Here is a 23,133-nt window from a genome sequence, read left to right on the forward strand (position 1 = left end):
ACGCAGCCTTCATTTGTAGCCTGATAACAATAAAGAGAGGCCTGTCATGAACCCTCGTCCGACCCCATCACCGTTCAGCCCTATTGCGATTGGCCCACTGACCCTGAAAAACCGGTTTATCAAATCCGCCACCAACGAGGGCATGAGTGCCCAGGGCGTGCCTTCCAGACAATTGGTCAAGTTGCATTCAGCCCTGGTCGCTGGCGGTACCGCCCTGACCACCGTGGCCTATTGCGCGGTGAGCAGCGATGGCCGCACGTTGCCCAACCAGTTGACCCTTACCCAATCCAGCCTGCCACACTTCAAGGCCCTGACCGACGGGGTGCACGAGGCCGGTGGCCTGGCCAGCGCGCAGATCACCCATGGCGGCTGCTTTACCTTTATCCGCGAGCGCTCGACCAAACGCCCGCTGTCAGCCAGCGGCGGCTTCAACAAGATCGGCTTGATGAGTGGCATGTTCCTCAAGCAGGCGATGAACGAAGCCGACATGCAACAAGTGGTGCGCGACTTCACACAAGGAGCGCGCCTGGCACGCCAGGCGGGTTTCGATGCAGTGGAAATCCACATGGGCCACGGCTACCTGCTCAGCCAGTTCATTTCGCCGATGTACAACAAGCGCCGCGACCAGTACGGCGGCAGCCTGGAAAATCGCCTGCGCTTTCCGCGCCGGGTGCTGCGTGCGGTGCTGGATGCGGTCGGCCAGGACATGGCGGTGATCTGCAAATACAGCGTCACTGAAGGCGTGCGCGCCGGTAACAGTGCGGAAGACGGGGCGAAGATCGCCTGCATGCTGGAAGAAGAGGGCGCACACCTGCTGGTGCTCAGCGCCGGGATGAACGCAGAGTCGATCACCACCATGTTCGGTTCCTCGTTCCCCAAGGAAAACCGCGTGCAGCAGAAGAACAAGTTGATTGCCTTTGCGATGGCCATTCAGCGCCGTAAAGAGCCAACCGTGGAATTCCGTGAGCTGTATTTGCTGGAACACGCACGCAAGGTGCGTGCGGCGGTGAAAATGCCTTTGGCTTATCTGGGGGGGGCCAAGAGCCTGGCGAGCATTGAAAAGCTGATGGCCGAGGGCTTCGATCTTGTCGCCATGGGCCGGGTGTTGCTGGCCGAAAATGACTACGTCAACAAACTCGCCAGTGGCGCCAGCCGCGACTCGATCTGCACCGCCTGCAACCGCTGCGTGGCGATGATGTACACCCCCGGCGGCACCTCCTGCGTACTGGGCCAGCCCGGTGATGCCGAGTTGAACAGCCAGCCGGCGGCGGGGCGCTAACCTGCGCTCAAAAAAAACACCACAACCCCTGTGGGAGCGGGCTTGCCTGCTCCCACAGGGGTTGTGGTGTTTGGCGATCAACCGTTCTGCAGGAAGTCGATGCAGCTGCGATTGAACAGCTCGCGGTGTTCCACCTGGACCCAATGCCCGCAACGGTTGAGCACGATGAACCGGGCGTTCGGCGCGCCGTCGATGATGCGCTGGGCGCCGCTGATCGGGTTGAAGTGATCGTTGGTGCCCCAGAAACCGAAGATCGGGCACTGGATCTCGCCCAAGCGTGTTTCCATGTTTGGCACCATCATCGTGCTGAACAGGTTCTTCGGCTGGGTCACGGCCACCGCCACGCGTTCTTGCAGCAGGCTTTCCGGCAGGATCGAATCATCGAACAACTGCAGGCGCATCATGCTGCGCATCTCGTCCATGCCGATGGGACCGGCGTTGAACAGGCTGACCATGCGCACGATGCCTTCCATCTTGAAGTAGGTCTCCCGCTCCTCGACACCGCCCGGTGCCAGCAGGATCAGGCTCTGGGGCAGTTGCGGCAGACGCAGGGCCAGGCCCAGAGCAATCGCGCCACCCAGCGAGTTACCCAGCAGCGTGCAGCGCTGCACGCCTACGGCTTCCAGGAACGCCGCCACGCAGTCGACGAAGAAATCCAGGTTGTACTGGGCGTCCTCGGGTTTGTCCGAACGGCCGAAACCCGGCAGGTCGAGGACGATGTTGCGGTAGCCGGCGGCGACGAACTGCGGGTAGTTACCCTTGAAGTTGCTGAAACCACTGGCGCCCGGCCCGCTGCCGTGCAGCCACAGCACCACGGGGCCCGCGCCTTCATCCAGATAGTGCAGGCGCAAGCCGTTGTTGGGCAGCGTTGCGTAATGGCCGACGGGCAGGGGCAGGTCTACGGGTTGGTTCATGGGGTTCTCCATTTTCTGCGGATTCGTAAAGCACAGCCGCGTCAGGCGCGACAGCGGGTTGAAGGGGAACGCTGCGCCTGACGTGGTATGCACTAACGAATGCTGGGGCCGCGCGGCATTGCCGGCATCGTCCGTTCAGACCACGCGGCGATAGTCCCATCGGACGATGTGTGCCAGGGCCCTTGCCGCTAATCATTCAGGGGACGGCCCCACTGCAAGGGCGGCGGGCCGCAGGGTATTTGCACATTCGGAGATCGCTATGAAGTTACTCAATAAAGTGGCCTTTGTGACCGGCGCAGGGCAAGGCATGGGCCAGGCCATCGTGCGTGGTTTTGTCGCCGAAGGCGCCAAGGTGGTGGCTGTCGACCTGAATCAGGCGACCTTGGCCGAAAGCCTGGCGGACCTGGGCGACAAGGTACTGGCCCTGGCCTGCAACGTCGGTGACGGCGCTTCCGTGGCCGATGCCATGGGCCAGGCCGAGCAGCACTTCGGCGGCCTCGACATCCTGGTCAACAACGCTGGCGTGGGTGCGCTGGACAGCTTCCTCGAAACCCCGGACGACAGTTGGGCGCGGGTGATCGGTGTGAACCTGGGCGGCACTTTCCTGTGCTGTCGCGAAGGCGCCAGGCTGATGATCAAGGGTGGACGCAAAGGGGCGATCATCAACCTCTCCAGCACCGCCGCGCTGACCGGCGACGGACCTGGCCATTACTGCGCCTCGAAAGCCGGGGTGATGGGCCTGACCCGCTCGATCGCCCGTGAACTGGCAGCCAGCGGAATTCGCGTCAACACCCTGGTGCCGGGGCCGACCAACACGCCGATGATGGCCGGCATCCCTGACGACTACATGCAAACGCTGCTGAAAAACGTGCCGTTGGGCCGCATGTGCGAGACGGACGAGATCGCCCGTGTCGCGGTATTCCTCGCCAGCGAAGACGCCAGTTTCATGACCGGCCAGAACATCGCGGTTAACGGCGGCATGGCCTTTATCTGATGGGAGAGTCACTGATGAGCAAACGTCTACAGGGAAAAATCGCCTTTGTGACCGGCGCCGGTTCGGGCATCGGTGAAGCCACCGCGCTGCGGTTTGCCGAGGAGGGCGCCACCGTCGTGCTATGCGGGCGACGGGTGGAGCCGTTGCAAGGTGTGCAGGAAAAAATCATAGGGTTCGGCGGGCACGCTGAAATTGCCGTGGCCGACGTCAGCGACGAGCAGGCCTACGTCAGCGCATTGGAAGCCACCGCGCAGCGCCACGGTCGGCTGGACATTCTGGTCAACAATGCGATGGCCTACACCTGGGGCGGCATCGACACCATGTCCACCGCCGACTGGCACGCCAACTTCGCCACTACCGTCGATGGCACCTTCTTTGGCACCCGCACCGCGATGCGCCTGATGAAAGAGCAGGGCGGCGGTTCGATCGTCAACATCGCCTCGATCTGCGGCCTGTTCGGCACCGCGTGGATGGCCGGTTATTCGGCGGCCAAGGCCGCGGTGATCAACTTCAGCCGGGCGGCGGCCAGTGAAGGCGCGCCAAACAACATTCGTTGCAACGTGATCATCCCCGGCGTGGTCGATACCCCGGCCACCGCCGGCATGCTCGGCGATGCCAAGGCCCGCACCAACACCGAGAAAGTCATCCCGATGAAACGGGTCGGCCTGCCGGTGGAGTTGGCCAACGCCATTCTGTTCCTGGCCAGCGACGAAGCTTCGTATGTCACGGGTGCTAGCTTGGCGGTGGACGGCGGGCGCGGTTCTGACCTGTACACGGTACTCGACTGATGAGCCAGGACACGAGCGCATTACTTGCGCGCATCGACCGCCTGGAATCGCTTGACGCGATCCGCCAACTGGCCGGCAAGTACGCCCTGGCTCTGGACATGCGGGACATGGATGCCATGGCCAACTGCTTCGCCCCGGACGTACGCGTAGGTCGCGACAAGAGCGGTCGCGCGCACCTCAAGGTGTGGCTGGACGAAACCATGCGCAAGCAGTTCCACGGTACCTCCCATCATTTGGGCCAGCACATTATCGAGTTCAGCGATGCCGATCACGCCACCGGCGTCGTCTATTCGAAGAACGAGCATGAGACCGGTCCCGAGTGGGTAATCATGCAGATGCTGTATTGGGACGATTACGAGCGCATTGACGGGCGCTGGTGCTTCCGTCGCCGCTTGCCGTGCTACTGGTACGCAACCGACCTGAACAAGCCACCGATTGGCGGCCTGAAAATGCGTTGGCCGGGGCGTGAGCCTTATGCCGGGACCTTCCACGAACTGTTCCCGTCCTGGGATGCGTTCTGGGCGCAACGGCCGGACAAGGAGGCCTTGCCGGAAATTGCCGAACCGGCGCCGTTGGAGGGGTTTCTAGCGACGCTGCGGCGTGGGGCGGGGGATCCGAAGATTCGCGTTCGGTGACAGTTGGTTTGGTTGTGCACATATCCATTGTTGCGGTAATGGTTACGCTTTTCGGATCGTGTACATATCCGTTTCTGCGGTAACGGCGGCTTGTGGTTCCGCTCTTACAGCGGGTCACTTGGAGAAGCGCCAAGTAACCAAGCGCTCTTGCCCCTTTCGTTCGGTGCCTCGCCCAGGCTCGGCATGCCCTCGCTCCGGTCCTGCTCCGTGGGCCCGCCGCCATCGGCCATCCATGGCCGGGGGCGGCTACCGCGGCATCCTTGCCGCGGTGCCCACTACGCAGAACCTCCACTCGGCCTCTCGAGGCGGCGTGTACCGCGAAAAGCCAAGCCGAGGCGGCCTGACAGCCGACCTGGTTGATGTAAGTACGCATCCCCCTGTAGGAGCTTGCTCGCGATGGACGTCAACGATGACGCGGGCTGTCTGGTTCTCCGCGTTGCCCGGACATTTTTCGCGAGCAAGCTCGCTCCTACAGGTGCCCATTGTCTCTCGCTTTTGCTTTTGCTCTGGCTTTTGATCTGCCTGCCCCTTTCCCAGAGGCCGGAGTGAGGGCATGCCGAGCCTAGGTGACAGGTACCTTGACACGTACCGCGTTTGTCAAAAGTGACCCGCTGTAAGAGCGGAACCATTAGTGGCCGTTACGAAAGAAACGGATATGTACCCCTTAAAAAACCGCGCATAACGCTATTCACGCACCCGCGCCTCCCGCGGCATCCCCAAGGCACGCTCGGCAATGATATTGCGCTGTATTTCATTGCTGCCGCCATAAATCGTATCGGAGCGGGTAAACAGAAACAGCGACTGCAAACGGCTCAACTGATAGGGCGCAGCCTCGAGTACTTCCGCCTCGTCGCCCAACACGTCCATCGCCAGCTTCCCAAGATCTGAGTGCCAGGTGGACCAGGCCAGTTTGTAGATCATGGCTTCGCGGTTAAGGCTGCCATCCTGCGGACCCGAGAGCATGCGTAGCGAGTTGTAGCGCAACACCTTGAGTCCGGACCACGCCTGCGCGATGCGCTGGCGTAGCAAAGGGTCGCGTGAGGCACCGTTGGCCCGGGCGATGCGGATGATTTCGTCGAGTTCGTTTTGAAATTGCATTTGCTGGCCCAGTGTCGAGACACCGCGCTCGAAGCCGAGCAGGGCCATGGCGATTTTCCAGCCGTCGCCCGGTCGGCCGATCAGGTTATCGGCGTGGGTCACCGCCTGATCGAAAAACACTTCGTTGAACTCGCTGGTGCCCGTCAATTGCTGGATCGGGTGCACGCGGATCTGCGCCTGGGCCATCGGCACCAGCAGGAATGACAAGCCATGATGCCCTTGACTGCCGGGTTCGGTACGCGCCAGCACGAAACACCAATCGGCTTCGTGTGCCAGTGAGGTCCAGACTTTCTGCCCGCTGATCAGCCAGTGTTCGCCCGTGGCATCGAGTCGGGCCCGGGTTTGTACGTTCGCCAGGTCGGAGCCGGCACCGGGCTCGGAGTAGCCCTGGCACCAGAACTCGCTGCCACCGAGGATGCCGGGCAGCAAGCGCTGTTGCTGGGCCGGGGTGCCGAAGGCGGCAAGGGTCGGACCGACCAGCCCTTCGCCGATGTGGCCCATGCGTCCGGGGCCGCCGGCACGGGCATATTCCTCGTGGAAAATCACCTGCTGGCAGAGGCTCAGGCCGCGCCCGCCATGGTCCTTGGCCCACCCCAGGCCAATCCAGCCCCCCGCGGCGAGTTCACGTTCCCAGGCTTTGCGTTCCTCGGGAAAGCTATGCTCGTCCCCTGGGCCGCCGCGATAGCGCAGCGGCGCAAACTCGCCACTCAGGTGCTCGGCCAACCATTGGGCGACCTCGCCACGGAAAGCCTCATCGGCATTGCTGAAACCGATTTTCATGCGTTTTCTCCGAACAGGTGTGCCGCCAGGCGCTCACGGTGCAGCGCCGGGTTGCCCAGCAGTTGCTCGCTGGCGCGGGCGCGCTTGAAGTACAGGTGCGGGTCGTATTCCCAGGTAAAACCCACGCCGCCATGCAACTGGATCGACTCGGCGGCGCAGTGAAAAAAAGCTTCGCTGGCATGGATCTTTGCCGTGGCGGCGGCCATGGCCAGTTCGCTGGCCACCGCTGCATCACCTTCGGGGGCGAGGTGTTCTTGCACTACGCAGGCGGCGTAATAGACCGCGGAGCGGGCGCACTCAACCTGCAACATCATGTCGGCGCAGCGGTGTTTGATCGCCTGGAAGCTGGCGATGGTGCGGCTGAATTGTCGGCGTTCGGCGATGTACGCCAGGGTCAGGTCGAGGACTTGTTGCGCGCCGCCAGCCTGTTCGGCGGCCAGGCCGGCAGCGGCGATCTGCAAGCTATCGCGCAGCGCCGTCCAGCCTTGGTCAGGGGCACAGAGCATTTGCGCCTCGCTGACGAATACATTCTGCAGCTCTACCCGTGCCAGGCGTCGGGTCTGATCCAGGGTGGGCAGGGCAGTGCGCTGAACACCTGGGGTATCGGCGCCGAGGGTGAACAGGCTGATGCCCGATTCCCCTTCGCTGCCGGGGCTGCGCGCGGCGACGATCAGCAAGTCCGCCTGTGTCCCGTCAATGACTTGGGTGTAAACACCATTAAGGTAGTAGCCGCCAGCACCGGCCTGGGCGATCGTTTGCACGCTGTGTGCATCCCATCCTTTGCCACTGGCGAACGCCAGCGTCGCAGTGGTTTCGCCGCCGGCAATCTCGCTGAGCCAGCGCTCTTGCAGCGCTGGATTGTGCCCCAGCAACAAGGCCGGGGTGGCCAGGCAAGCGGTGGCGAACAGCGGCGACCCCAACAGAAAACGACCGCTCTGTTCCAGCAGAATCGCCAGCTCGACAAATCCCAGGCCCATGCCACCGAAACGCTCGGGGACCATCAGGGCCGGCCAACACAACTCAAGGCCGATACGTTGCCAGACATCGGGGTCGTAACCGTCCGCGCGACTCATGGTTGCACGCACGGCCAGAGAGTCGCTGGCCGAGGCGAGAAAACGCTCGGCGCTGTCGCGAATCATCAAGTGTTCCTGGGTAAAGGCGAACTCCATGGGGGCTGTCTCTGCTAGGCGAATAGATGAGCGAGTCTAGGGTCGCGGCGGTTTTACCCGAATCATCGAAACGGACTAGAACCCCGCTGTCGCCAGCCCCTTGAACCGCTGTCTTGCTTAGTCTCAATGGACGATGAAGCAGGTCCCGGCGCTTAGCACAATGCAAGCCACGCACCGAAATCAGCCAACGAGGAACCCAGGCATGATCGACATTCGCGGTTTGAGCTATTTCGTCTCGCAGATCGAAAACCTCAGTCATTGGCAACGTTACGCCGAGGACGTGCTGGGCATGCAAGTGCGTCCGGCGCCGGGCGGTGGCCTGTACGTGAAAATGGACGAGCGTCCGTTTCGCATGCTGATCGTCGAAGGCAGCGAGGCGCGTTACCTGGCCTCTGGCTGGGAACTGGCCAACGAGCCGGCGTTCCAGGCTGCACTTGAGCACCTGACCGCCCTCGGCATCGAATGGCAGTCGGGCTCTGCCGCCGAGATCGAGCAGCGCGGTGTACAGGCGCTGGTCAAGCTCACCGACCCGTCGGGCAACTGCCATGAACTGAGCTGGGGGCATCGCTCCGATTGCCTGCCATTTGTCTCGCCCCAGGGCGTGCCGCGGTTCATCACCGGCGACATGGGCTTGGGCCACGCGGTGCTGCCGGCACCGAACTTCGACGCCACTCTGGCGTTCGCCAAGGACGTGCTGGGCTTCGAGCTGTCGGACATTTTCAACTTCCGTCCCGACCCGTCGGCGCCGCCGATCCGCATTCACTTCCTGCATTGCCACAACGCCCGCCACCACAGCCTGGCGCTGGCCGAGTACCCGGTGCCGTCAGGTTGCGTACACGTGATGGTCGAGGTCGATTCGATGACCGAGGTCGGCCGTGCCCACGACCGTCTGCGCGCCCATGAGGTGACCTTGTCGGCAACCCTCGGCCAGCACCTCAACGACCGCATGACCAGCTTCTACATGAAGACGCCGTCCGGTTTCGATCTGGAATACGGCTTTGGTGGATTGCAAGTCGACTGGGCCGAGCATTCGGCATTCGAGTTCACCCGCGTGAGCATTTGGGGGCACGACTTTTCGGTCGGCCAACAGTAAGGAATTGTCATGATGAACAAACAACTGACAGCGGCCGATGCGGTCGCCCAATTGCGCGATGGCATGACCATTGGTTTCGGTGGCTGGGGGCCACGGCGCAAGCCGATGGCGATCGTGCGCGAGATTCTGCGTTCGCCGGTCAAGGACCTGACCGTGGTCGCCTACGGCGGCCCGGAAGTGGGCATGTTGTGCGCCGCCGGCAAGGTCAAGAAGCTGGTGTTCGGCTTCGCCACCCTCGATGCCATTCCGCTGGAACCCTATTACCGCAAAGCCCGCGAGGCCGGTGAGCTGGAACTGCTGGAACTGGACGAAGGCATGTTCCAGTGGGGCCTGCGCGCCGCTGGAATGCGCCTGCCGTTCCTGCCGACCCGTTGCGGCCTCGCCACCGACGTGACCCGCCTCAACCCGGAGCTCAAGACCATCGCGTCGCCGTATGCCGATGGCGAGGTGCTGCTGGCCATGCCGGCGCTGAACCTCGACGTGGCGTTTGTTCACGTCAACGTCGCCGACCGCCTGGGCAATTGCCTGGTGACCGGGCCGGACCCGTATTTCGACCACCTGTTCGCCCGCGCCGCCAACCAGTGCTTTGTCTCCTGCGAACGCCTGGAAGAACGCCTGGAGCTGAGCGCCGATCAGGCTCGCTTCAATACCTTCGAGCGCTATCTGGTGAGCGGCGTGGTGCATGCGCCGCTCGGTGCACACCCGACTTCTTGCGCCCCCGACTACGGCTGGGACATGAAGCACCTCAAGGGTTATGTCGCCAGCAGCCAGGCGGAAAACGGCTGGCAGGACTATGTGCAGACCTACGTCGCCGGTGGCGAGCAGGCCTATCAGGCACAGAACGGCGGTGCCGATTCCATGGGCGCCTTGCCCCTTCCCGTGTTCTGAGGATTAGCGACTATGTCTGCAACCTGTGATTTCACCCTCGCTGAACTGATGATCGTTGCCGCCTCCGAGGCCTGGCGCGGCAATGGCGAAGTGATTGCCTCGGGCCTTGGCGTGATTCCGCGCCTGGGCGCGAGCCTGGCCAAACTCACCCACAGCCCTGAACTGCTGATGACCGACAGTGAAGCGTTCCTGGTCGAAGAGCCGATCCCGCTAGGCCCGCGTGGCGACTACGTGCCGCGTTACTCCGGCTACATGTCGTTCGAGCGGGTGTTCGAATGCGTCTGGGGCGGTCGTCGTCACGCGATGATCGGCCCGACCCAGATCGACCGTTGGGGCCAGACCAACCTGTCCTGCGTCGGCGACTATCAAAAGCCCAGGACGGCGATCCTCGGCGTGCGCGGTTTGCCGGGTAACAGCATCAACCACCTCAATTCGTTTTTCGTACCCAGCCATAACACCCGGGTGTTTGTCAGCGACGAGGTGGACATGGTCTCCGGCGTCGGCTTCAAGGCTGAGCGCTGGCCCGAAGGTGCGCGCCGCGACTTGATGGACATCCACTGGGTGGTCAGCGATCTGTGCGTGCTCGATTTCGGCGGTCCCGAACGTGCGGTACAGGTGCGTTCGTTGCACCCCGGCGTGAGTTTCGAGCAGGTCCAGCAAAACACCGGTTTCCCGTTGCTCAAATCGGCGCAATTGCATGAAACCGTGCACCCGACCAGCGAACAGTTGGCGCTGATCCGCCGACTCGACCCCCACGATTACCGCGCCGCGGCGATCAAGGGCAACCCGCCCGGCATCCGTACGGTCTGAGGCGAGGACAGTGAATATGCACAGCAGCGAGAGTGAATTCGTCGTCCGTGAGGACAAAGCCGTCTACGAAACAGACACACCGGTGCTGTACAGCGTGGCTGAGGGGATTGCCACGCTGACGCTGAACCGGCCGACCTTCAACAACGCGCAAAACTCGCAAATGACCTACGCCCTGGACGCCGCCTTTCGCCAGGCGGTGAACGACGACGACGTCAAGGTCATCGTCCTGCGGGGCAACGGCAAGCATTTCTCGGCGGGCCACGACATCGGCACGCCAGGGCGTGATATCGACAAGCCGTTCGAGCGCGCGCACCTGTGGTGGGACCACACCAACAAGCCCGGTGGCGAGCAACTCTACGCCCGCGAACAGGAGGTCTATCTGGGCATGTGCCGACGCTGGCGCGAGTTGCCCAAGCCGACCATCGCCATGGTCCAGGGCGCGTGCGTGGCGGGCGGGCTGATGCTGGCTTGGGTGTGCGATTTGATCGTCGCCAGCGATGACGCGTTTTTCCAGGACCCGGTGGTGCGCATGGGCATTCCGGGAGTGGAGTATTTCGCCCATCCCTATGAAATGAACCCGCGCATCGCCAAGGAATTCCTCTTCACCGGTGACCGCATGAGCGCCACCCGTGCCTGGCAAGTGGGCATGGTCAACCGCATGGTGCCCCGCGAAGAGTTGGAGCAAGCCACCTATGCCCTGGCCGCCGGTATCGCCCGCCAGCCGCGCATGGGGCTGGCCCTGACCAAGCAGGCGATCAACCACGTCGAGGACCTGCAAGGCAAGCGCACGGCGATGGATGCGGTGTTTGCCTGGCACCATTTCGCCCATGCCCATAACGAGCTGTTGTCCGGTGACAAACTGGGCGGCTTCGACGCCAAGGGCATGGCCCGGGCCAACAAGCAGGCAGAGGACAAGAGCCAATGAATAGCTGGCTGGATACGCCACTGACCGAGGCCCTCGGTTGCCGCTACCCGATTGTGCAAACCGCCATGGGCTGGGTTGCCGACGCCAACCTGGTGATCGCCACCACCCAGGCCGGGGGCTTCGGTTTCCTGGCCGGGGCGACCATCCTCGCCGATGAACTGGAAGGCGAAATCCGTAAGGTGATCGACGCCACCGGTGGCAGCAACTTCGGGCTCAACTTTCATATGTTCCAGGACAACGCCGCGCAGTGCGTCGACCTGGCGATCCAGTACCGCCTGCGCGCCGTGAGCTACGGACGTGGTCCGGACAAACAGACCATCGCGCGTTTCAAGGCGGCCAAGGTGCTGTGCATTCCCACCGTCGGCGCCCTCAAACATGCGTTGAAGGCTGTGGAACTGGGCGCCGACCTGATCACCATTCAGGGCGGCGAGGGCGGCGGTCATACCGGCGGCGTGCCCAGTTCCATTCTGTTGCCTCAAGTACTGGCCGCGGTCAAGGTGCCGGTGATCGCCGCCGGCGGTTATGCCACCGGTCGTGGCCTGGCCTCGGTGCTGGCTGCCGGGGGCGCCGGCATCGCCATGGGCACGCGGTTCCTAATGACCCGCGAATCGCCGACACCGGCCGCGACCCTGGAACGCTACCTGAAGGTCAACGATCCGCAGTTGGTGCGCGTGACCACGGCGGTGGATGGCATGCGCCACCGCATGATCGAAAACCGTTTTATCAATCATCTGGAGAAGGCCGGCCCCTTCGGTCGCCTGCGTATTGCCCTGGGCAGCGCCTGGCAGTGGAAGCAGCAGACCGGCATGAGCCTGGGGCACATGGCCTCGGTCTTTTTCCGTGCGTTGCGTGAGGATCCCTCGGCGCTGTCGCAAGTGGTGATGGCCGCCAACCAGCCGGTCCTGTTGCAGCGCTCGATGGTCGATGGCGCTCCGGATGAAGGCATCCTGCCCAGCGGCCAGGTCGCGGCGGCCATCGGCGAGTTGCTGAGCTGCCGTGAAGTGATCGAAGGCATCGCCAGCGAGGCCCGGCAATGTCTGGACGCACTCCTGGCCCGCAGCCAGACCCACCCCTCGAACCATCCCGCCAGCATTGGAGAACCCCTGTGAACCAGGCATTTACGACACAACTCAATCAGGGGATCGCTGAACTGGTGATCGCCAAACCGCCGGTCAACGCCCTCGACAGCCAGGAATGGCACGCCCTGGCGCGGCAGATCGAAGCGCTTGGGGCCAACCCCGATGTGCGGGTGATCGTGATCCGCGCCGAAGGCCGGGGCTTTTGCGCAGGCGTCGACATCAAGGAACTGGACAAGCATCCGGAGCGGATCGTAGACGTCAATGCCGGTAACTACGCGACGTTCAAGGCCGTGCACCGTAACCCGGTGCCGGTGATTGTCGCGGTCCATGGTTTTGTCCTGGGCGGTGGCATTGGCATCACCGGGGCGGCGGACATCGTCGTCGCTTCCGAATGCGCGACCTTCGCCCTGCCGGAAGTCGACCGCGGCGCCATGGGCGGTGGTGCGCATTTGCAACGCCTGTTCCCGTTGCAAAAAGTGCGCTACCTGTTCTTTACCGGCGACAGCATTGGCGCCCCCGAAGCCCTGCAATACGGCTTTATCGAGCGGATCGTCACCAAGGACCAACTGCGCGAAACCGCTCTGGGCATCGCGGCGAAAATCGCTGAGAAGAGCCCAGGCATGATCCGCATCGCCAAGGAAGCCTTGAACGGCATCGAAGACGGCAACCTGGAAGACAAATACCGCTGGGAGCAGGGCTTCACCATGCAGGCCTACAGCAGCCCGGACTCCGCGGAAACGCGCCGGGCCTTCGTCGAAAAACGCGACGCCAAGTTCTGAGGGAACGCCATGGAACTGAATTACACCCCCCAACAAACCGCCTTCCGCGCCGAAGTACGCGCCTGGCTGGCGGCCAACCTGCCGAGCGAACCGCTGGCCAGCTACGACACTCAGGAAGGCTTCGAGCAGCACCGCGCCTGGGAAGCGAAGCTGTTCGACAGCCGCTGGTCGATGGTGATGTGGCCCGCCGAACTGGGCGGTCGCGGTTGCGATTTGATCGAGTGGCTGATCTTCGAGGAAGAGTACTACGGTGCCGGGGCGCCGATGCGCGTCAACCAGAACGGTCAGTTGTTGTTGGGCCCCACGCTGATGGAATTCGGCACCCCGGAACAGAAACAGCGTTTTCTCCCGCGCATGGCCGCCAGCCTCGACATGTGGGCACAAGGCTGGTCGGAACCGAATGCCGGTTCGGACATGGCGGCGATCACCTGCAAGGCCACGCTCGACGGCGATCATTACGTGATCAACGGCCAGAAAACCTGGTCGACCCGAGCGATCTTCGCCGACTGGCTATTTGGCTTGTTTCGCAGCGAACCGGGCTCCTCGCGCCACCACGGCCTGTCGTTCGTGATGGTGCCGCTGGATGCTCCGGGAGTGAGCATCCGTCCGATCAAGGCACTCAATGGCAAGGATGCTTTTGCCGAGGTGTTTTTCGACGACGTCCGTGTGCCGGTGGCCAACCGCATCGGTGCAGAAGGGCAAGGCTGGCATGTGGCAATGGCCACCGCCGGTTTTGAACGCGGGTTGTTGCTGCGCTCGCCGGCGCGTTTCCAGTACACCGCACGCAAGTTGGTGGAACTGTACAAGGCCAACCGCGACAGCGCCGACCGCGATCCGGGCCTGCGTGACGCGGTGCTGGAAACCTGGATGGGCGCCGAGGCCTACGCCCTGTCGGCCTACCACACGGTCGGGCGTCTCAGCCGGGGCGAGCAGATCGGTGCCGAGTCGAGTATCAACAAGATCATCTGGTCGGAACTGGACCTGAAGATGCACGAGACCGCCATGCGCATTCTCGGTGCCCGCGCCGAGCTGCTGCCCCCTGTCGATGGCGATGCGGCAGGCTGGCTTGAAGGTTTCCTGTTTGCCCAGTCCGGGCCGATCTACGCCGGGACCAACGAAATCCAGCGCAACATCATTGCCGAGCGGATGCTCGGCTTGCCGAAATAAGGAACGGGCCATGGACTTCACCTTTACCGATGACCAGCTGACGTTTCGCGAAGCCATCAGTCGTTTCCTGATGACTGAAGCCGCTCCGGAAATGCTCCGGGAAATCTGGGAAACCAATGTCGGTCGCTCACCTGACCTGCGTAAAAAAATTGCCGCCCAGGGCCTGACCGCATTGTCGGTTCCCGAAGCCGAGGGTGGCCTGGGCATGGATGATGTGGCTTGGGCACTGATGACCCAGGAGCTGGGGTATTACGCGATTCCCGACTCCATGGCCGACACCGCGTATGTCGCCACGGGCTTGCTCGCCAGCCTGGCGACGGGTCACCCGGCACGCAGCAGCCTGTTGCCAGGCATCGCCGAAGGTACCTTGCACCTTGCCATCGGCCATCCGGTCAACCCGTTGGTCAGCGATGCGCAACTGGCAGAAGTGTTGATCCTCATCGATGGCGACGACATTCATGTGGTGCCGCGTTCGCAGGTGGATGTGCAGCACCAGCCGAGCATCGATGCTTCGCGACGCCTGGGTCGGGTGACCTGGAACCCGACACCGGCCACCTGTGTGGCTGGCGGCGTTCTGGGCCGTTCATTGCAGGCGCGACTGCTCGACCGTGGCGCATTGTCGGTGGCCGGTCAATTGCTCGGGCTGGCACAACGCATGCTCGATTTGTCGGTGGACTACGTTGCCCAGCGCAAGCAGTTCGGCAAGCCCATCGGCAGCTTCCAGGCGGTCAAGCATCACCTGGCTGATGTCGCCCGGCAGATCGAACAGGCCAAACCCGTGCTGTACCGCGCAGCCCACGGCTTGGCCCAAGGCGATAGCAATGCCAGCGTCTGGGTTTCCCAGGCCCGCCTGGCCTGCAGCGAGGCAAGCTGGATCGCCGCGCGCAAGGGCATTCAGGTGCACGGCGCAATGGGTTACACCTGGGAAGTCGATCTGCAGATGTTCATGAAACGTGCCTGGGCGCTCGATGCGTCCTGGGGTGATCGCGGCTTTCATAAAACCCGTGTCAGCGACTACCTGTTCGCCGACGGTGCCCGCCTGGGCCCGGGCCATACCTTCGAGGAGTGAGTCATGCCAGAGGCCTATATTGTTGATGCACTGCGCAGCCCGACCGGCAAGCGCAAAGGTGCCTTGAGCGAGGTCCACGCCATAGACCTGGGTGCTCATGTGCTCAAGGCATTGGTGGAACGCAACGCCATCCCGGGCGAAGACTATGACGACGTGATTTTCGGTTGCGTCGACACCATCGGCTCCCAGGCCGGTGATATTGCCCGTACCAGTTGGCTCGCCGCCGGGTTGCCACTGAATGTGCCCGGTACCACGATCGATCGCCAGTGCGGGTCGTCGCAACAGGCGCTGCATTTCGCGGCGCAGGCGGTGATGAGCGGCACCCAGGATGTGATCGCCGTGGGTGGGGTGCAAACCATGACCCGGATTCCGATTTCCTCGGCCATGCTCGCCGGGCAGTCGCTGGGTTTTGCCGATCCGTTTTCCGGTAGCGAAGGCTGGCGCGCACGTTTCGGTGATCAGCCGGTCAACCAGTTCTACGCCGCCCAGCGCATCGCCGATCATTGGGGTATCACCCGCGAGCAGATGGAAGCGTTTGCCCTGCAAAGCCATAGCCGCGCCCTGGCCGCCATCGAGAGCGGGCGTTTCGCTCGGGAAATCGTCGCTTGCAACGGCCTGCGTGCGGATGAAACTCCGCGCCTGACCAGCCTGGCAAAAATGGCCGAGCTGCTGCCGGTGGACCCGCAATTCCCCTCGATCACCGCGGCCGTTTCGAGCCAGACCTGCGACGCTTCGGCGGCGTTGCTGGTGGTGTCGGAGGCGGCGCTCAAACGTTACGACCTGACGCCACGGGCGCGCATCCATCACCTCACGGTGATGGGCGATGATCCGATCTGGCACCTGACCGCGCCAATCGCCGCGACACGCCGTGCCCTGGAAAAAACCGGCCTGCGCATGAGCGATATCGACCGGGTAGAGATCAACGAAGCCTTTGCTTCGGTGGTCATGGCCTGGGCCAAGGAACTGGACTACGACCCGGCGCGCACCAACGTCAACGGTGGCGCCATTGCCCTGGGTCACCCGCTCGGCGCCACGGGAGCCCGATTGATGACCACGCTGTTGAACGAGCTGGAATGCAGCGGTGGCCGTTATGGCCTGCAAACCATGTGCGAAGGCGGCGGCCAGGCCAACGTCACGATCATCGAGCGCCTCTAGGTCTTTCCCATCCGTACCGCCGTCCGTCGGGCGTGCGGTCACGCAGTAATAAGGAGTCAAGCATGGCTATTTGTTCAGGCCGCACCGTGATCATCACCGGGGCCGGCGGCGGGCTCGGTCGCGCCTATGCGCTGGCGTTCGCGGCGGCGGGCGCCAACGTGGTGATCAACGATATTCGCGCCGACGCGGCGCAAGATGTAGCGGGCGAGATCCGCGCCAACGGTGGCCAGGCCATCGCCAACAGTGACGACATCACCACCCTGGCCACCGCCGAGCGCATCGTCGAAGCCGCGCTGGCGGCGTTCGGTGAGGTGCACGTGCTGGTCAACAATGCCGGGGTCTTGCGCGACCGTATGTTCATCAGTCTCAGCGAAGAGGATTGGGACATGGTCATGCGCGTTCACCTCAAGGGCCATTATTGCCTGGCGAACCTGTTGGGGCGGCGTTGGCGTGATCTGGCCAAGGCCGGCACTCCGGTCGACGGACGCATCATCAACACCAGCTCCGGTGCCGGCCTGCAAGGTTCGGTGGGGCAGTCCAACTATTCGGCGGCCAAGGGTGGGATTGCCGCGTTGACGCTGGTGCAGGCCGCTGAGCTGGCGCGCTACGGCATCACGGCCAACGCTTTGGCCCCGGCGGCGCGCACCTCGATGACCGAAAGCGCCATGCCCGATGTGGTGAAGAAGCCCGAGGACGGCAGTTTCGACGCCTGGGCGCCGGAAAACGTTGCGCCGTTGGTGGTGTGGTTGGGCAGCGCCGAATCGGCCCACGTCAGCGGCCAGATTTTCGAGAGCCAGGGTGGGCGTATTTCCCTTGGGGACGGCTGGCGCACCGGGGTCACCCGCGACAAAGGCGCGCTATGGCGTGTCGAGGAAATAGGCGCCGCCGTCGATGCGATCCTCGCCCAAGCCCCTGCTGCGCAGCGGGTCTGGGGCAGCTGAACAGGACCGAACCGGCCGCCTGAGGCGGCCATACCCCGTTTTGACGATGTGCCGGCCCGGGCGTGGCTTTATACCTGACAGCGTACTGATACCTTCGGAGGTAAACGCTGTGAAACAAGCTCCCCCCTATGTCCCGGGCCATCAATTACTGGCTGGAAAATCCGTGCTGATTACCGCCGCCGCAGGTGCCGGTATCGGTTACTCGGCCGCCCGGCGCAGCGCCGAGGAGGGCTGTCGGGCATTGATGATCTCTGACGTTCACCCGCGCCGCCTGGAAGAGGCCGTGGAACGGCTCAAGGCCGAAACCGGTCTGCAAGCCATTTATGGCCAGTTGTGCAATGTCACGGTCGAAGCCGAAGTCCAGGCCTTGGTGGCGAATGCTGAAGAGCTGCTCGGCGGTGTCGATGTGTTGATCAACAACGCCGGCCTCGGTGGCCAGAAGCGCGTGGTCGAGATGAGCGACGAAGAGTGGCTGCGGGTGCTGGATGTGACCCTGACGGGCACGTTCCGCATGACCCGCGCGATGCTGGTGCCGATGCAGCGCCGTGGCGCTGGCGCCATCGTCAACAATGCCTCGGTCCTCGGTTGGCGCGCACAGAAGGAACAGGCGCATTACGCCGCGGCCAAGGCCGGGGTTATGGCTTTGACCCGTTGCAGTGCGCTGGAAGCAGCCGAGTACGGCGTGCGTATCAACGCCGTTGCACCCTCGATTGCCCTGCATGATTTTCTCAAGAAGGCCGCCAGTGAAGAACTGCTCGCCAGCCTCGCCGGGCGCGAGGCATTCGGCCGTGCCGCCGAAGTCTGGGAAGTCGCCAATGTGATGATGTTCCTGGCCAGCGACTACGCCTCCTACATGGTTGGCGAAGTGTTGTCCGTCAGTTCCCAACAAGCCTGAGGAGTGGGCCATGAGTTATGTTTTCAGCAGTGCCCAGGCGTTGCTCGAGGCCGAGGGCCTGGACCTGGGTAACACCGAGTGGCTGACTATCAGCCAGCAGCGCATCGATCTGTTCGCCGAAGCCACGGGTGATCACCAGTGGATTCATGTCGACCCGGTCCGCGCCGCCAGCGGCCCGTTCGGTGTCTGTATCGCCCACGGCTACCTGACCCAGTCGCTCGTCAACCTGTTCCTGCCGCAATTGCTCACCATCGACAACATGGCGATGGGGGTCAATTACGGCAGTGACCGCGTGCGCTTCCCGGCGCCGGTCAAGGTGGGATCGCGGGTGCGCGGCAGCGCCAGCATCGTGCGCGCCGAGCAGCTGGCGGACGCCGTGCAATTGGTGGTGCGCGTGACCGTGGAAGTCGAGGGTCAGTCGCGGCCCGGATGTGTGATCGACACCATTAGCCGTTACACCTTCAACCCTATTACCGAGTGAGCCTGTCATGGACCTGAATGAAGTTGTCATCGTTGCCACTGCGCGGACCGCGCTCGCCAAGTCGTTTCGTGGGTCGTTCAACGATACGGAAGCCCCGGTACTGGGCGGACATGTGGTGCGTGCGGTGGTCGAGCGCGCCGGTATCGAACCGGGTGAAGTGGACGATGTGATCATGGGCGCAGCGGTGCAGCAGGGCACCCAGGCCTACAACATCGGCCGCCTCAGCGCCTATACCGGCGGCTTGCCGGACAGCGTGCCGGGGATGGCCCTGGACCGCATGTGCGCTTCGGGCCTGATGAGCATCGGCGTAGCCGCCAAAGGCATCATGACCGGCGAGATGAACATCGCTATTGGCGGTGGCGTGGAGTCGCTGTCACTGACCCAGACCAAGCACAAAAACACCTATCGCGCCCAGTCCGAAGCCGTGCTGGAAGTGATGCCCAGCGCCTATATCCCGATGCTGGAAACCGCCGAAATTGTCTCGCGCCGTTATGGCATCAACCGCGCCGCCCAGGACGAGTATTCCCTGCAGAGCCAACTGCGCACCGCCGCCGCCCAACGTGACGGCTTGTTCGACGATGAAATCGTCGGCTTGAGCGTCGACAAGTTGTGCTTCGATGCCGGTGGCCAACCCAGCGGCCATCAGCGTGTGTGGGTCGAGCGCGACGAATGCAATCGACCGAACACACGCCTGGAAGACCTGGCTTCGCTGAAACCGGTGTGGAAGGACGGCAAATGGATCGAGCAGGGTGAATTCATTACCGCTGGCAATGCTTCGCAGTTTTCCGATGGTGCCTCGGCCAGCCTGCTGATGAGCCGCGCTGAAGCCAAGCGTCGGGGGCTGACACCGTTGGGCATCTACCGAGGCATTGCCGTGGGTGGCTGCGCGCCGGAGGAAATGGGCATTGGCCCAGTGGTGGCGGTGCCGAAATTGCTCAAGCGCTTTGGCCTGAGCGTGTCGGATATCGGCCTGTGGGAAATCAACGAAGCCTTTGCCTGCCAGGTCCTGCATTGCCGCGATGCACTGCACATCCCGGCGGAGCGTCTGAACGTCAACGGCGGCGCGATTGCCATCGGCCACCCGTTCGGCATGTCCGGCGCGCGCATGGTCGGTCACGCACTGCTGGAAGGTCGCCGTCGCGGCGCCCGTTATGTGGTGATCGCCATGTGCATTGGCGGCGGCATGGGCGCGGCGGGTTTGTTCGAGTTGCCGTAAGCCCTGGCTAGCCTTCGCGCCACGTCATTGCGTGCCTGGGCTCAATGCCACGTCTCGGGTGGCCTGGGCACGCACGGTGCGTTGAACACGATTAAACCCATTACCAATAAATTGATGCGGGCCATGCAGTCCGGGCCCGCTGCCGGGGGAGTGGCTATGCAAAGTCGCCTGACGAATACGCAGGTCCTGTCGGAGATGGGATTGGAGCTGGCCGAATACGAACGGCTCATCGGCAACATGTACGATTCGGCCATGGATATTCGCTGCATGGGTGATTCGTTGCGCCAGCTGCGGTCGCTGTTCAAGGCGAATTTCGTGACCTTGATTCTGCGCGTGCAGGATGAGCCACTTTTGTCGCCGATGATGGTCGCCGGAGACGTCGAACTGGGGGAGGGCGGCATCAACCATTACGCCTACTACTCCAAATCCACGCTGTTCGACAGTCTGCCCACCGACACGGTATTCACTGTGGATGAGTTGATGAGCGAGGCCGAGTGGGTCAGTTCTTCTTTTTATCTACTGTTCTGCCAACCCCATAACTGTCACCAGATGCTCGGCGCTGATATCCGCATGCCGGATGGCAGCACCGTGCGTTTTCGGATCAACCGGCCACGGGATCAGGCGCGGTTTTCCCGGGTCGATCGAGCCATGTGCGAGATGCTCTTGCCGCATTTGCGCCGCGCGTTGCACATGCACTCGCAGTTGGATCGCAGCGAATCCTTGGGCAGCCTGTATTCGCAGACCATCAGCCGTATGGCGGTGGCGACTATCGTCCTTGATGAAAACGGCAGTGTGGTGCAGCTCAACTCGGTGGCGCGGGAGATTCTCGACAGTCAGGACGGCCTTAAAGTCGTCGGCGGCCGGCTCGAAGCGACGTACCCGAGTGACAATCGTGAGCTGCTGCGCCTGGTACGCAACGCCTTTCAGCGGGCGAGGCAGGGCGGCGCTGGATTACAGGGCGCCGAGGCAATGTCGATTTCCCGGCCTTCGGGGAAAGTCAGCCTGGGGGTGGTGGTGGAATTGATACCGACGCAGGAACTGGTCGAGGGCAAGGGAAAACCGACGGTCGTGGTCTATGTGCGCGACGCGGTCAGCAAGTCGCTGGTGAGTAACGTGGCGACTTCGCAGCTGTACAACCTGACGCCAGCGGAAACCGCGCTGGCCCTGGAGCTGGCCAACGGACTGTCGCTGGAGGAGGCATCGCAGACGTTGAACATCCGTCGCAATACCGCCCGCGCGCACTTGCGTTCGATCTTTTCCAAAACCGGTGTACGACGCCAGACCGAACTGGTGCGGATCATGCTCAACAGTGTCGTGGCGTTGGCGGAACCGCATTCGCCAGGATTGGCGGAGCACGCGCGTTAACCTGTTCTTCGTCCGCGCCGCGCAAAAATGCGTTAGTCCGTGCGGACGATGTTTCTCCTTCCTTGGGCTGCCGATACTGGGTGACCGCTATCGGTAACCAAGGAGAATAAAAATGACCGGCAGTAACCTGGCCTCCAGTTGTCTTGTCTCGCGGGCTGCCAACGCCACTCCCACCTGGGTGCTGGGGTTGTTATTGGGATGCAGTGTAATCGGTACGGCAAACGCCGCACCGGAAGATGTGGAGCGCCTGGGCAAAGACTTGACTTGCATCGGTGCCGATAAGAGCGCCAATGCCGATGGCAGCATCCCGGCGTTCAGTGGCAAGTGGCTGGGCGTGCCACCGCACGTGGACTTCAAAGGGACCGGCAACCATCCGGTTGACCCGTATCCGGAAGAAAAACCGCTGTTTGTGATTACTGCGGCCAACCTGGCGCAATACAGCGACTACCTGTCTGATGGACAGAAAGCCTTGTTCAAGCTCTACCCTGCTACGTACAAAATGCCGATCTACCCCTCGCACCGGGATTTCCGTTTCGACGACGCGGTGTGCAATGCCACTCGCGAAAACGCCAGCATCGCGCGACTGGTGGATGATGGTGAAGGGGTGGTGGGCAAAACCGGCGGCACAGCCTTTCCAGTACCGCGCAGCGGCCTGGAACTGTTGAAGAACGCCTCGAGCTTCACCTTGCGTGCCTGGACCGAGGAATACATCTCCGACAATGCCTATGTGCTCAAGGACCGCAACATCAACTGGGGCCGCGTGCATTCGCGCAACCTGGCGCCGTCGCTGGAGCCAGGCAAGAAAGGCGAGACCGTAGGCAACTCGGCGTTCTACCTCAACGAAACCCTGCTGCCGCAGCGGGACAAGGGCGAGATCAATACCGGCACCGAGTTCTGGAACGACAAGACCGAGCCTCGCCAGGCCTGGCGTTACGACCCGGGTACCCGCCGTGTGCGGCAGTCGCCGGGTTATGGCTTCGACATGTCGTTCCCCGGCAGCGGCGGTTCGATCACCGTGGACGAGGTGCGTCTGTTCAACGGCTCGGGCCAGCGCTATGACTGGAAGATCGTCGGCAAGCGCGAGATGTTCATTCCCTACAACACCTATCGCCTGCACGCGGCCAACCTCAAGTACGCTGACCTGCTGACTCCGGGCCATATCAACCCGGATGCCATGCGCTATGAGCGCCATCGGGTCTGGGAACTGGAAGGCACCCTCAAGCCGGGTTACCGCCACCTGTATGGCAAACGCAAGTTGTATATCGACGAAGACACCTGGTTCCCGATGCTCGCCGATAACTATGACAACCGTGGCGAGCTGTGGCGGACCTCGATGCTCAACTTTTTCTACGCCTATGAAAGCCAGCGGCCACAAGCGGGCGTGGGGCTTTATCACGACCTGAATGCCGGCAGCTACCTGGCGTTCAACCTGATCAACGAACAGCGCAACGGCTACCAGTTGAACAAGCCGGGCTTCAGCCCGCGGGATTTCGGTCCGGAAGCCGCCCGTCGGTTTGGCCAATAGCCGACGCAGATTTTGGATGGCAGAGGCTGACAGGTGAACCCCTTGAGAGCGGATCTCGTTTGACCTAGTCCAAGTGAAGGATGAATCC

Annotated in this window: 22 protein-coding genes; 19 read left to right on the forward strand and 3 right to left on the reverse strand. The window is 62.8% G+C overall.

From position 1 onward, the window contains the following. The first annotated feature begins 46 nt into the window (after positions 1-46). Positions 47-1,279: an NADH:flavin oxidoreductase gene (locus AC3IUA_RS09000; RefSeq protein ID WP_489360140.1), complete on the forward strand. Its 1,233-nt coding sequence runs from the start codon at positions 47-49 to the stop codon at positions 1,277-1,279. Positions 1,280-1,356: 77 nt separating this feature from the next. Here AC3IUA_RS09000 and AC3IUA_RS09005 read toward each other — a convergent pair whose 3' ends face one another. After that, positions 1,357-2,193, reverse strand: a complete 837-nt coding sequence (locus tag AC3IUA_RS09005; RefSeq protein WP_489360142.1) for an alpha/beta fold hydrolase — start codon at positions 2,191-2,193, stop codon at positions 1,357-1,359. A gap of 259 nt (positions 2,194-2,452) precedes the next feature. Between AC3IUA_RS09005 and AC3IUA_RS09010 the strand changes: the two genes are divergently transcribed. The 3 genes from AC3IUA_RS09010 to AC3IUA_RS09020 are packed head-to-tail and all read left to right on the forward strand — an operon-like array spanning position 2,453 to position 4,610. Beyond that, positions 2,453-3,187, forward strand: coding sequence for an SDR family NAD(P)-dependent oxidoreductase (locus AC3IUA_RS09010; protein ID WP_489360144.1), 735 nt, complete (start codon positions 2,453-2,455; stop codon positions 3,185-3,187). Between the two features lie 14 nt (positions 3,188-3,201). Continuing rightward, a complete protein-coding gene (locus AC3IUA_RS09015) occupies positions 3,202-3,975 on the forward strand; it encodes an SDR family NAD(P)-dependent oxidoreductase (RefSeq protein WP_489360146.1) in 774 nt (257 codons plus the stop codon). Next, positions 3,975-4,610, forward strand: a complete 636-nt coding sequence (locus tag AC3IUA_RS09020; RefSeq protein WP_489360147.1) for a nuclear transport factor 2 family protein — start codon at positions 3,975-3,977, stop codon at positions 4,608-4,610. Before AC3IUA_RS09015 ends, AC3IUA_RS09020 begins: the two co-directional genes overlap by 1 nt. A 684-nt stretch (positions 4,611-5,294) precedes the next feature. Here the strand turns inward: AC3IUA_RS09020 and AC3IUA_RS09025 are convergent. Together AC3IUA_RS09025 and AC3IUA_RS09030 are read right to left on the reverse strand one after the other, a co-directional pair. Next, the gene (locus AC3IUA_RS09025; RefSeq protein ID WP_489360149.1) at positions 5,295-6,488 is read right to left on the reverse strand and encodes an acyl-CoA dehydrogenase family protein; all 1,194 of its coding nucleotides are present in this window, start codon (positions 6,486-6,488) and stop codon (positions 5,295-5,297) included. After that, positions 6,485-7,657: an acyl-CoA dehydrogenase family protein gene (locus tag AC3IUA_RS09030; protein WP_489360151.1), complete on the reverse strand. Its 1,173-nt coding sequence runs from the start codon at positions 7,655-7,657 to the stop codon at positions 6,485-6,487. Before AC3IUA_RS09030 ends, AC3IUA_RS09025 begins: the two co-directional genes overlap by 4 nt. A gap of 202 nt (positions 7,658-7,859) precedes the next feature. Between AC3IUA_RS09030 and AC3IUA_RS09035 the strand changes: the two genes are divergently transcribed. The 15 genes from AC3IUA_RS09035 to AC3IUA_RS09105 all read left to right on the forward strand — a co-directional run bounded on the left by AC3IUA_RS09035 (position 7,860) and on the right by AC3IUA_RS09105 (position 23,045). Continuing rightward, positions 7,860-8,750, forward strand: coding sequence for a VOC family protein (locus AC3IUA_RS09035; RefSeq protein ID WP_489360152.1), 891 nt, complete (start codon positions 7,860-7,862; stop codon positions 8,748-8,750). Between the two features lie 12 nt (positions 8,751-8,762). Then, a complete protein-coding gene (locus AC3IUA_RS09040) occupies positions 8,763-9,638 on the forward strand; it encodes a CoA transferase subunit A (protein ID WP_489362281.1) in 876 nt (291 codons plus the stop codon). Positions 9,639-9,650: 12 nt separating this feature from the next. Continuing rightward, positions 9,651-10,448 (forward strand): CoA-transferase subunit beta, encoded by a 798-nt coding sequence (locus AC3IUA_RS09045; protein WP_489360153.1) that lies wholly within the window; start codon positions 9,651-9,653, stop codon positions 10,446-10,448. A 16-nt stretch (positions 10,449-10,464) separates the two neighbouring features. Next, a complete protein-coding gene (locus tag AC3IUA_RS09050; RefSeq protein WP_489360155.1) occupies positions 10,465-11,373 on the forward strand; it encodes an enoyl-CoA hydratase in 909 nt (302 codons plus the stop codon). Next, positions 11,370-12,482 carry an NAD(P)H-dependent flavin oxidoreductase gene (locus AC3IUA_RS09055; protein WP_489360157.1) on the forward strand — a complete coding sequence of 371 codons (1,113 nt, stop codon included), beginning with the start codon at positions 11,370-11,372 and terminating at the stop codon, positions 12,480-12,482. The genes AC3IUA_RS09050 and AC3IUA_RS09055 overlap by 4 nt, the downstream gene beginning before the upstream one ends. Continuing rightward, positions 12,479-13,231 (forward strand): enoyl-CoA hydratase family protein, encoded by a 753-nt coding sequence (locus AC3IUA_RS09060; RefSeq protein ID WP_489360158.1) that lies wholly within the window; start codon positions 12,479-12,481, stop codon positions 13,229-13,231. Before AC3IUA_RS09055 ends, AC3IUA_RS09060 begins: the two co-directional genes overlap by 4 nt. A 9-nt stretch (positions 13,232-13,240) precedes the next feature. Beyond that, entirely contained in the window at positions 13,241-14,398 is a 1,158-nt protein-coding gene (locus tag AC3IUA_RS09065) for an acyl-CoA dehydrogenase family protein (protein ID WP_489360160.1), read from the forward strand. A gap of 10 nt (positions 14,399-14,408) precedes the next feature. Beyond that, positions 14,409-15,467 carry an acyl-CoA dehydrogenase family protein gene (locus AC3IUA_RS09070; RefSeq protein WP_489360162.1) on the forward strand — a complete coding sequence of 353 codons (1,059 nt, stop codon included), beginning with the start codon at positions 14,409-14,411 and terminating at the stop codon, positions 15,465-15,467. Positions 15,468-15,470: 3 nt separating this feature from the next. Further along, positions 15,471-16,622, forward strand: coding sequence for an acetyl-CoA C-acetyltransferase (locus tag AC3IUA_RS09075; RefSeq protein ID WP_489360163.1), 1,152 nt, complete (start codon positions 15,471-15,473; stop codon positions 16,620-16,622). A gap of 62 nt (positions 16,623-16,684) precedes the next feature. Further along, on the forward strand, positions 16,685-17,563 hold the full coding sequence (locus AC3IUA_RS09080; RefSeq protein ID WP_489360165.1) for an SDR family oxidoreductase: 879 nt from the start codon (positions 16,685-16,687) through the stop codon (positions 17,561-17,563). A gap of 109 nt (positions 17,564-17,672) precedes the next feature. Further along, positions 17,673-18,458 (forward strand): SDR family oxidoreductase, encoded by a 786-nt coding sequence (locus tag AC3IUA_RS09085; protein ID WP_489360167.1) that lies wholly within the window; start codon positions 17,673-17,675, stop codon positions 18,456-18,458. Between the two features lie 10 nt (positions 18,459-18,468). Further along, complete coding sequence (locus tag AC3IUA_RS09090; protein WP_489360169.1) at positions 18,469-18,939, forward strand: MaoC family dehydratase; 471 nt, start codon at positions 18,469-18,471, stop codon at positions 18,937-18,939. A 7-nt stretch (positions 18,940-18,946) separates the two neighbouring features. After that, positions 18,947-20,155, forward strand: coding sequence for an acetyl-CoA C-acyltransferase (locus tag AC3IUA_RS09095; RefSeq protein WP_489360170.1), 1,209 nt, complete (start codon positions 18,947-18,949; stop codon positions 20,153-20,155). Between the two features lie 156 nt (positions 20,156-20,311). Next, positions 20,312-21,520 carry a helix-turn-helix transcriptional regulator gene (locus tag AC3IUA_RS09100; protein WP_489360172.1) on the forward strand — a complete coding sequence of 403 codons (1,209 nt, stop codon included), beginning with the start codon at positions 20,312-20,314 and terminating at the stop codon, positions 21,518-21,520. A gap of 112 nt (positions 21,521-21,632) precedes the next feature. Further along, a complete protein-coding gene (locus tag AC3IUA_RS09105) occupies positions 21,633-23,045 on the forward strand; it encodes a DUF1329 domain-containing protein (RefSeq protein ID WP_489360174.1) in 1,413 nt (470 codons plus the stop codon). Positions 23,046-23,133 lie beyond the last annotated feature (88 nt).

It is taken from the genome of Pseudomonas sp. KH_050 (assembly GCF_057838875.1).